The sequence below is a fragment of the Bacillus sp. AR8-1 genome (assembly GCF_008042345.1).
Taxonomy (GTDB): Bacteria; Bacillota; Bacilli; order Bacillales; family Bacillaceae_G; genus Bacillus_A; species Bacillus_A cereus.
On sequence record NZ_QNUB01000064.1, the window covers coordinates 1 to 9,052 of the forward strand.

Here is a 9,052-nt window from a genome sequence, read left to right on the forward strand (position 1 = left end):
CTTCCAGCAATTGCACTCATAGGTTTTAATAATGCTAAATTTCCATCCTCACTAATAGTTTCACCAGCAATCGCAGTAGTACCAGCATTTCTCATTGCTTCTACACACTCTTTCGACGCAGCCAGATGTAAAAACCCCCAAACAATTAGATCCTTTTTAAAGTAATGGTATTCTGCAGGTAGTGGTTCTTTTACCTTTACTACCATATCAACATCCCATGCCTGGCCTTGATTTACTATGCTTGCTCCTGCATTTATATATTCATCATTTGTATAACCAGAACCTAATCCAGCATCTTTTTGTACTAAAACTTCATTTCCAGCTGAAACTAATTTTTGAACATTTTCTGGAGTCATCCCTACACGAGCTTCCCCTTTTTTTATCTCTTTCACTACACCAATTTTCATATCTACACATCCTTTTTTAGAGTGAGTTATAAATTAAATTAATTATTGTCAGATAAATATAAGATTCTAAATATTCACCCTTACAATATTTTTCAAATATAATTTAATTTATAACATTGGATTGCACCTACAAGATACCATTAGTAAAAATAAGAGGTCAACAATTTTGTGAAACATTTCACAAAATGTTTTATTTAGTTGATTTTCTATATTTTATATCGAAAATATGATTGAATCCCTCAATACTTTGTGATATTCTTCACAAGAATATATCTTCTCTTTTGAATTTCGATTTACCATTTTACTATATTACAATATTAAAATACCTCATTTATTCTTATTATTCATATAAAAGAAATCTCGTTTTTAACTTCATGTTTCGGGTTAAATTAAAGAATTTCTTTTAATGTATAATTCATGGAATTTTACTCGCCTCAAATCATGTGAAAATTTTCACATGATTTGAGGCGAAATTAAACTTTCTTTACTTATACGTTTAATTTCTTTTTTATTTAGTATCTGAAATGTATTCAAATTCTCTAGCTGGTAAGGATGAGGGGCGGCTATTTGTATGGATACAGGATATACTATCAAATAATTTAACAAATAGGATAAAGAATTCATAAGAGAATTTATATATTTTTCTAATTGGGAGTGATTATTTTGTCACAACAACAACTAAAAAAGGATATTGGTTTCTTTGCAGCATTAACCACAGTTATTGGTACCGTTATCGGCGCCGGAGTATTTTTCAAGCCCACTGCATTATATGGAGTAACAGGAACAGCTAGCCTAGGATTACTTGCATGGGTAATTGGTGGTATCTTGACCGTTTGCGCAGGACTAACTGCTGCTGAACTATCTGCCGCTATTCCTGAAACGGGGGGAATGATGGCATATTTAAAGAGGACTTATGGAAACTTAACTGCTTTCTTGCTTGGCTGGGCACAAACTGTCATATACTTCCCTGCAAATATTGCAGCTCTTGCTATTATTTTCGGGACACAAACGGTTAGTTTATTTGGCCTAAATGTTAATGAACACAAAATGCTAATTATCGCAATTGCAATTATCACAGCAACATTTGTAACTCTTATGAACTTTTTAGGAGCTAAAGCAGCTGGTGGAATCCAAATGGCTTCGACTATATGCAAATTGGTTCCATTAGCATTGATTATTATTTTTGGATTACTACACAAAAGTGACGTTACTTTTCAGCTTTTTCCAATTGAGGCAGGGCCGAACAAATCTATGATATCTGCCCTTGGATCTGGTTTACTCGCAACAATGTTCGCCTATGATGGATGGATTCATGTAGGGAATATTGCTGGAGAAATGAAAAATCCTAAAAAAGACTTGCCTAAAGCAATCGTATTAGGATTATCAACAGTAATGGTTGTTTATTTATTAATTAATGTCGCGTTTCTAATGGTCATGTCTGCAACATCGCTCGCAGGTACTGATACACCCGCTTCTCAAGTATCTACAATTCTTTTTGGAGCTATGGGAGGAAAACTAGTTACCATTGGCATTTTAATTTCCGTATTTGGAACGATTAATGGTTATATTATGACAGGAATGCGAATTCCTTATGCCATGGCTATTGAGAACAAACTACCATTTAGTAAATGGTTTGCTACATTATCTAAAAATAGTCGGGTCCCTTATAATTCTGGTCTATTTATGCTATTTATTTCAATTATTATGATGGCCGTCGGCGGATTCAATACTCTTACTGATATGTTGGTATTTGTAATATGGATATTCTACACAATGACATTCCTTGCTGTATTCATCTTACGAAAAAGGGAACCCGAACTTGTGCGACCTTATAAAGTTCCATTGTATCCTTTTATACCATTAGTTGCTATTATTGGCGGATTGTTCATTGTTATTAATACCTTATTCACTCAACCTCTGCTAGCTTTATGTGGAATAGGTCTAACTGCACTCGGCCTCCCTATTTATTACACTATGCGTAAAAAAGGACAATTTGGTTTAGAAAATCATAACGAGTAGACCAGTCTTTCTTAAAGATGTGATACAAAATTTTATGATTAGATTGCAATTAATAAATAGTCTATTTTACTTCCTTTATCCTTCTAAAAGATACATTAGTCTAACAAATAATAAACAAGGAGAACCCTTTTTGGGTTCTCCTTGCTTATTATTTGCCAGTGTTCTAGTTCTTTACCCTAAGTTAATTTACGCTTTATCCATGTTGCATTTCTACCTTTAGAAACTAATTTAATGTATCCCTGTGAATTTAAAGCGTGTAATGTTTTATTTATAGTACTTTCACTTATGTCTGGATACATGTTTCGAATATTTTCTTTAGTAAAAGGATTATCTTGTCTGTCTATGTATTTTTCAATTCTTTTTCTTTTAGTATGAGTGCTAATACAATTTTTTATTACACAATAGAATTCTTTATATGCAACTAAAACAATATCTAAAAAAATTTTCATCCAGAAAACTACATTATGATCGCCTTGATACCAGTGAGCTGCAGATTTATACAGAGCATCATAATAATCTGATTCATATTCTTTGAAATATTTATCTATACATGTATATTTTACAAATGTAAATCCACTTTCAATTAATAACCATTGAATTAATATTTTTGCTAACTTGCCATTCCCTTTATTAAATGGATAAATACATAGGAAATTTAAGATAAATTGAGGAATTAGTAGGAGCGGATGAAAATTCCCTTTAGCCCTTAATGCATTATATTGTTCGCATAGATGATACAAATATTGCGGAACCATATCATATAAAACAACTGTACGTAATTTAAATTGATCTTTTAACTTTGGAACAGAAGATAATACAAGTTCGCTTTTTCTCCAATTACCACTTTCAGAAGTTGAATAATTCATTAATTGGAAGTGCAATTCTTGAATTGTTTGCGGTTTAATAGGTAATTTGTGATTTTCTTTTTGCACAAGTTCTAATGTTTTGCAATAACAAAATAAAGCGTCCTCTTCCAATGTTTGAGGGCTAGCATGATGATCAACTAATTTTTTTAACTGTTTATTTGAGAATGTAAACTTTTCATATATATTAGGAAAAGTTTTAATATATTGCATTGATATACTCTTTTCCAAAAGATTAAATATCTCTGGTTTTTGAGTTTGATATGCTGATATTGCTCCTTTATATTCACTGATTTTACTTATAATATTTATTAGTTCTCTTTTAAATTCTAAATTTGTATATTTTTCTTCAAAGAAATTTCTCATCTCGTTCCCTCCTTTCCCTAAGGTTTATTACCAACTTTGTATGCTCCATTATCCCCAAAATTTTCACATTTCCTACTGTATGCTCGTTGTTTTATAAACGTCCAATAAGAATGTAATTAAACGATAGCCAGATGCACATAGAAATTACTCTCTTCCATAAATGTATGTAATTTAATAGATTTCTAATGTTTATTAACAAATAAAAAGGCACTTCCTTAAACTTCTAAAAAAGTGCTTTTTATTTAATCAAATATATCTGTCTTTAGTGACTTAAAGGAAACTATGCACAAAAGGTATCAACCTTTTGTGAAAATCATAACATATTTAGCTATAAATAATTATGTCGCTTCTAAAAACATTCATTCTTGATATGTTATGAACTAATGTAGTACAGAATCTTAATTTCTTAATAATGTTTATAAAATGATTCTTTACAAGATGAAAGTACTTTATTTCTATTTAAACAAGCATTTTTTCTATACTATTTTCTTTCAGAGTATATTAGATTAGGTACCTTTAAACTGTTGCTAAGAATTTATATATTCGACATAATGTTATACGATAAATTCATCTTATAGTATTGGTGACATGGTATCTTTTAATGTATGTACAGAATGATTAAAGTTAAACTTTTCTTCCGCATTTAACTCAATTTCTATAATTTCTCGAATACCTTCGCGATTAATAACAGCAGGAACCCCTATATACACATCATTATGACCATATTTATTCTCAAGGTATGCAGATACTGTTAACACACTATTTTCATTATGTAGAATTGCCTTTGTTATACGTAATAAAGACATTCCAATTCCATAACAGGTTGCTCCCTTACGTTCGATTATATGATAGGCCGCATCACGTGAACGAACAAAAATTTCGTCTAAGTCACTTTGATTATACTGACTTTTATTTTCTAAAATGGTTTGTAGCTTTTGAACGCCAACTGACACATGACTCCAAACTGGAAGCTCCGTATCACCATGTTCACCTATTATATACGCATGAACATTATGAGGATCAATCTCAAAATATTCTCCTAACATGTAACGGAAACGTGCAGAATCAAGCGTTGTACCTGAACCAATTACGCGTTCTTTCGGCAACCCAGATTCTTTCCAAGTTACATATGTTAAAATGTCCACTGGATTTGTTGCAATTAAGAAAATACCATCGAATCCGCTTGACATGACATTACGTATAATTTCTTTAAAAATCTTAGTATTTTTTTCAACTAAGTCTAAACGTGTTTCACCTGGTCTCTGTGGCAATCCGGCTGTTATTACAACAATTTGCGCATCTTTACAGTCGTCACAGCTACCCTTCCATACTTTTATTGGTGATGGTGAAAAAGGAATTGCATGACTTAAATCCATTGCTTCTCCTTCTGCTCTTGCTTCATTTACATCCACAAGAACGAATTCTTCTGCCAGGCCCTGATTAATCATACAATATGCATAACTACATCCTACGGCCCCTGTACCAATTAAAACTACACGATTAATATTTTTATTCATTTATAGATCCCTCACTATTTATGTTATGTTTTTGTGCATTGTTGTTATTCTAATAAAAAGAGATTTAATTGATTTTGAATAAACAAATAATGAACTCGAAATACATTAATGTTCAATACCACATAGTTAAACTTAAATTCCTTTTCATATGTATTTCCAGCAAATATTGCTCCAACATTATTTCTTATTTAACTCAAAAAAATATTATGTATAGCTTCACTAGATAAGATAATTTTTCTTTATCTACATTTCAAAGATTCTTTGATATTCTGTGAAAAATCTAGTTTATACATCTAGTTAAATAAAATTGTTAACGCTTACATTTTTATTAAGATTCACTAACGGATTATCACTTTTCATAATGACATTCATGCTTATATTATCTTCATTCAAATCTAATTACTGCAAATTTTTATTTTGTATATCGAAGGTTATTTCACCTATTTTAGCAATAACCCCCTAAAAGCACTTCTATACCAAACAAACTTTTTCAAAATTCATTTTCTAGTAAACCTCCCACTGATTTTTTAGAGTTTTCTGTAATAAATTCGACATGTGATCTTGCATTTTATATTAACAAATTTAGGTCACATAAGTTGTGAATGTTTTTTGTATATTTCCCTTCCCTTATATGTCTAACAAAAACAAATAATATATTTTATAAAAGAAAAAAATATATTTAAAAGAATTATTAAAACGGTATTTCCGGCTAATTAGGCCAACTGATATAAAAATAACATTCAAAATAATTATGTTATTTTTATACGAAAATGATTATATTAGTAGCTTAAATTTTTATTTGTGTTTGTAATGGGATGTTTTCCTCACATTGAGATTCAACTAAATCGCCCTTCTGTTCAGCTGTAGGGTTGTTTTGGGTTATATAATGATATACCATGCCAACAAATACAGATCCACCAATAATATTTCCAATTGTAACTGGAATTAAATTATAAATAGCCCCACTAAAAGAAATAGTATTGGGATGTGGCGATACCAGGGAGATTGCAAATAGCGATAAATTTGCAATGCTATGTTCATATCCAGATAAAAAGAATGTAAAAACCAATAACATCATAACAATTATTTTTGCTGTATCCCCTTTTACTTGAGAAGGAAGGAAGCATGCTAGACAAACAAGCCAATTACATAAAATAGCTTTGAAAAATAGCTGTATTGTCGGTGTATTCATTTTTACTTCAACAACATTACTTATCAAATGTTCATATTCAATTTGATCAAAAATACCAGTACCATAAAATAATAACGCAAAAAATATTGCACCTACCAGATTACCTAAAAAACAAGCACCCCAGTTACGACAAGTATCTAAGACCGTTGTTTTTTTTCGTAAGGTCGAAATTGTAAAATACATTGTATTCCCAGTAAATAATTCCGCTCCACCATATATTATTAATATAAGTGCAATTCCAAAAAATAAAGAAGCACTTAAATAAGTTGCAGGTGAATTTACAACGTGAAAAAAATCCCCTAATTTAAAACATAATACTATAATAAATCCAATATAGATGCCGGCTAGTAATGCACGAACAAAATATTGTATTGGATTTATATCTAATATTTGTTTCTTCTTTTGTGCAAGTTTTATAGCATCAGCTATCCCTTGTTCTAACATAAAATTACACACTCCTTTAGTTCATGGTTATTATAAATAATCCTAAGAATAAACTACATGTTTCAATATTCACTTTCAAGATTTTGTTCAATATTTCACAAAATAAACATACTCACTTTACAAAATGATTCAAATGATGTGCAATCTGCTATATTCACTAAATCCTAGAAGGTGCATAATACACGAATATACCTAGTCAATATAGAATAAAAGAATAATTAATCTGGTATAAAAAGTTTTAATTTATCATGTTTAGGAAAAGCACTCCATCTTAATTTTTACTTACTTGTATAGTGACCTATCAGGAAATTATTCGCATTTATACATAAAAAAACTTTAATTATAAGGTTACAGTGTGTTTGTATGCGTTATTCTTTAAAAATTGAAGAAATACTACTAGCAGCAAACATATTCAACATTTTCCATCTGAAATATCTTAGTAACATTTTTAAAATTTCCTCTAACCTATGAGTTTAATGGGATCATCTTTGTATCTCATTACCCGAATAAAGATAATTTGTGACATATTTTAAAATAAACTATATATCAAGCAATCTGCTTTTTAAAATTGTTATAATATGAACGAGCATCTTTGCTCAATACTTCACAATCGAAAGGAGAAATTGATATGAGAAAACGAAAACGCTTAGTAATAATCGGTAATAGTATATCTAGTTTACGCTGTATTGAAGAGATTTTAATACAAAATCCTAATCTGTATAGCATTTCTATTTTCAGTGATGAACTCTATCCTCTCTACAATCAAATAAACACTATTTCATTACAATTAGATATTAAAAATAGAATACAAAAGCGATATAATTGGTACAAACAACATAATATTAAGCTTTTTACAAACGAAAAGGTAATAGAAATTGATCGTGAGGACGAGGTCATTGTTACAGATAAACGCCGTATTGTTTTCTACGATAAACTCATCATTGCAACAGGATCTACTGCTTTTATTTTTCCCGTTAAAGGACTGCAATTATTGGGAGTAAATAAACTTAGAACAACTGAAGAAATCCAATTTCTATTAAATATTAAGAAGCATGCAAAAAAAGCTATTATTATTGGTAATGGCATGCTCGGTCTAAAAATTGCACAAAAATTATTTGATTTTGGAATAGACGTCCACGTAGTTCATTTCAGTTCACACTTAATGGCAAAACAAGATATCTTGGCTTGTTCATTACTATGTAACAAGCTAAAAGCAAAAGGGATTCAATTTCTCATGGAAAAAAACACGGTTAAAATCCTAGGTACAGACTATGCAGAGGGGATCCAATTCGAAGATGGCACTATTAAAAAATACGATTTAATTGTAATACCTATTGGTAGGCGACCTAATACACATTTAGCAAAAAAAGCTGGCTTATATGTTAAACGTGGCATAGTTGTTAATAAGTATATGCAAACAAATGATAAATTAATTTATGCAATTGGTGAATGCACTGAACACAATGGTATTACATTAGGATTTCCAGCCCCCCTCCACGCACAAGCTACTGTATTAGCCGAGCATATAACAAATGTACAGACAAATACTCTTTTTGCATAATTTCTTAGTTAATTAAAACTAATTCTTTATAACTTTTATCTAAAAAACTCTTCTTAATAATTGTTTAAGAAGAGTTTTAAACCTTTGAAAACGTGTTAAAGAGAACACTGTAATATTGACACATTTGCAACCCCGTTACGTATTAAATTAAAGTATTAATTTAACGAATTTCCGGAAAGAATTCTCCTTCCTCAAGCGTGTGAAGGGCGTAGCCCAACGGTAGGTGGGAGATGAATTTCGGTTTAGCATAGCCAAAAGGTTTTCCTTTTTATTTTGCCTCTAATATAATCAGTCTTATAAATTATAAAGGCTGGTATATAAATGAAATTAGATAGTAATAACCATTCAGTATTCTTGTTGTATTATCACCTTGTGCTGGTCGTAAAATACAGAAGAAATGTGTTTGATGATGATATGTCAGACTATGCAAAAGATATGTTTGTTCGACTATCTGAAAACTATAACATCACATTAGTTGAATGGAATCATGATGTAGACCATGTTCATATTTTGTTCAAGACACACCCTAATACAGAAATGACAAAATTCATCAATGCTTATAAAAGTGCAAGTTCTCGACTTATTAAAAGAGACTTTCCACAAGTGAAAAAGAAACTTTGGAAAGAGATGTTTTGGTCAAGAAGTTTTTGCTTGCTAACTACCGGTGGTTCGCCAATAGACGT

7 protein-coding genes are annotated in these 9,052 nt (G+C 30.5%); 3 read left to right on the top strand and 4 right to left on the bottom strand.

All coding sequences use genetic code 11. The features are described 5' to 3' along the window. A partial coding sequence (locus tag DN400_RS28030; protein ID WP_481747372.1) for a Rossmann-fold NAD(P)-binding domain-containing protein occupies positions 1-407 on the bottom strand: 407 nt, incomplete at its 3' end. Between the two features lie 663 nt (positions 408-1,070). On the opposite strand from DN400_RS28030, the gene DN400_RS28035 reads away from it, so the two are divergent. Beyond that, positions 1,071-2,426: an APC family permease gene (locus tag DN400_RS28035; protein ID WP_016513586.1), complete on the top strand. Its 1,356-nt coding sequence runs from the start codon at positions 1,071-1,073 to the stop codon at positions 2,424-2,426. 176 nt (positions 2,427-2,602) lie between these two features. Here DN400_RS28035 and DN400_RS28040 read toward each other — a convergent pair whose 3' ends face one another. The 3 genes from DN400_RS28040 to DN400_RS28050 form a co-directional block, all read right to left on the bottom strand. Next, positions 2,603-3,655, bottom strand: coding sequence for a Fic family protein (locus DN400_RS28040; protein WP_147802059.1), 1,053 nt, complete (start codon positions 3,653-3,655; stop codon positions 2,603-2,605). Positions 3,656-4,227: 572 nt separating this feature from the next. Continuing rightward, complete coding sequence (locus DN400_RS28045) at positions 4,228-5,172, bottom strand: L-lactate dehydrogenase (protein ID WP_147802060.1); 945 nt, start codon at positions 5,170-5,172, stop codon at positions 4,228-4,230. A 787-nt stretch (positions 5,173-5,959) separates the two neighbouring features. Next, positions 5,960-6,808: a formate/nitrite transporter family protein gene (locus DN400_RS28050; protein WP_000893013.1), complete on the bottom strand. Its 849-nt coding sequence runs from the start codon at positions 6,806-6,808 to the stop codon at positions 5,960-5,962. Between the two features lie 628 nt (positions 6,809-7,436). On the opposite strand from DN400_RS28050, the gene DN400_RS28055 reads away from it, so the two are divergent. Both DN400_RS28055 and tnpA read left to right on the top strand, forming a co-directional pair. Continuing rightward, the gene (locus tag DN400_RS28055) at positions 7,437-8,369 is read left to right on the top strand and encodes an FAD-dependent oxidoreductase (RefSeq protein ID WP_147802061.1); all 933 of its coding nucleotides are present in this window, start codon (positions 7,437-7,439) and stop codon (positions 8,367-8,369) included. 321 nt (positions 8,370-8,690) lie between these two features. Continuing rightward, positions 8,691-9,052 (top strand): IS200/IS605 family transposase (gene tnpA, locus DN400_RS28060; protein ID WP_147802062.1); only part of this gene is annotated, 362 nt, incomplete at its 3' end.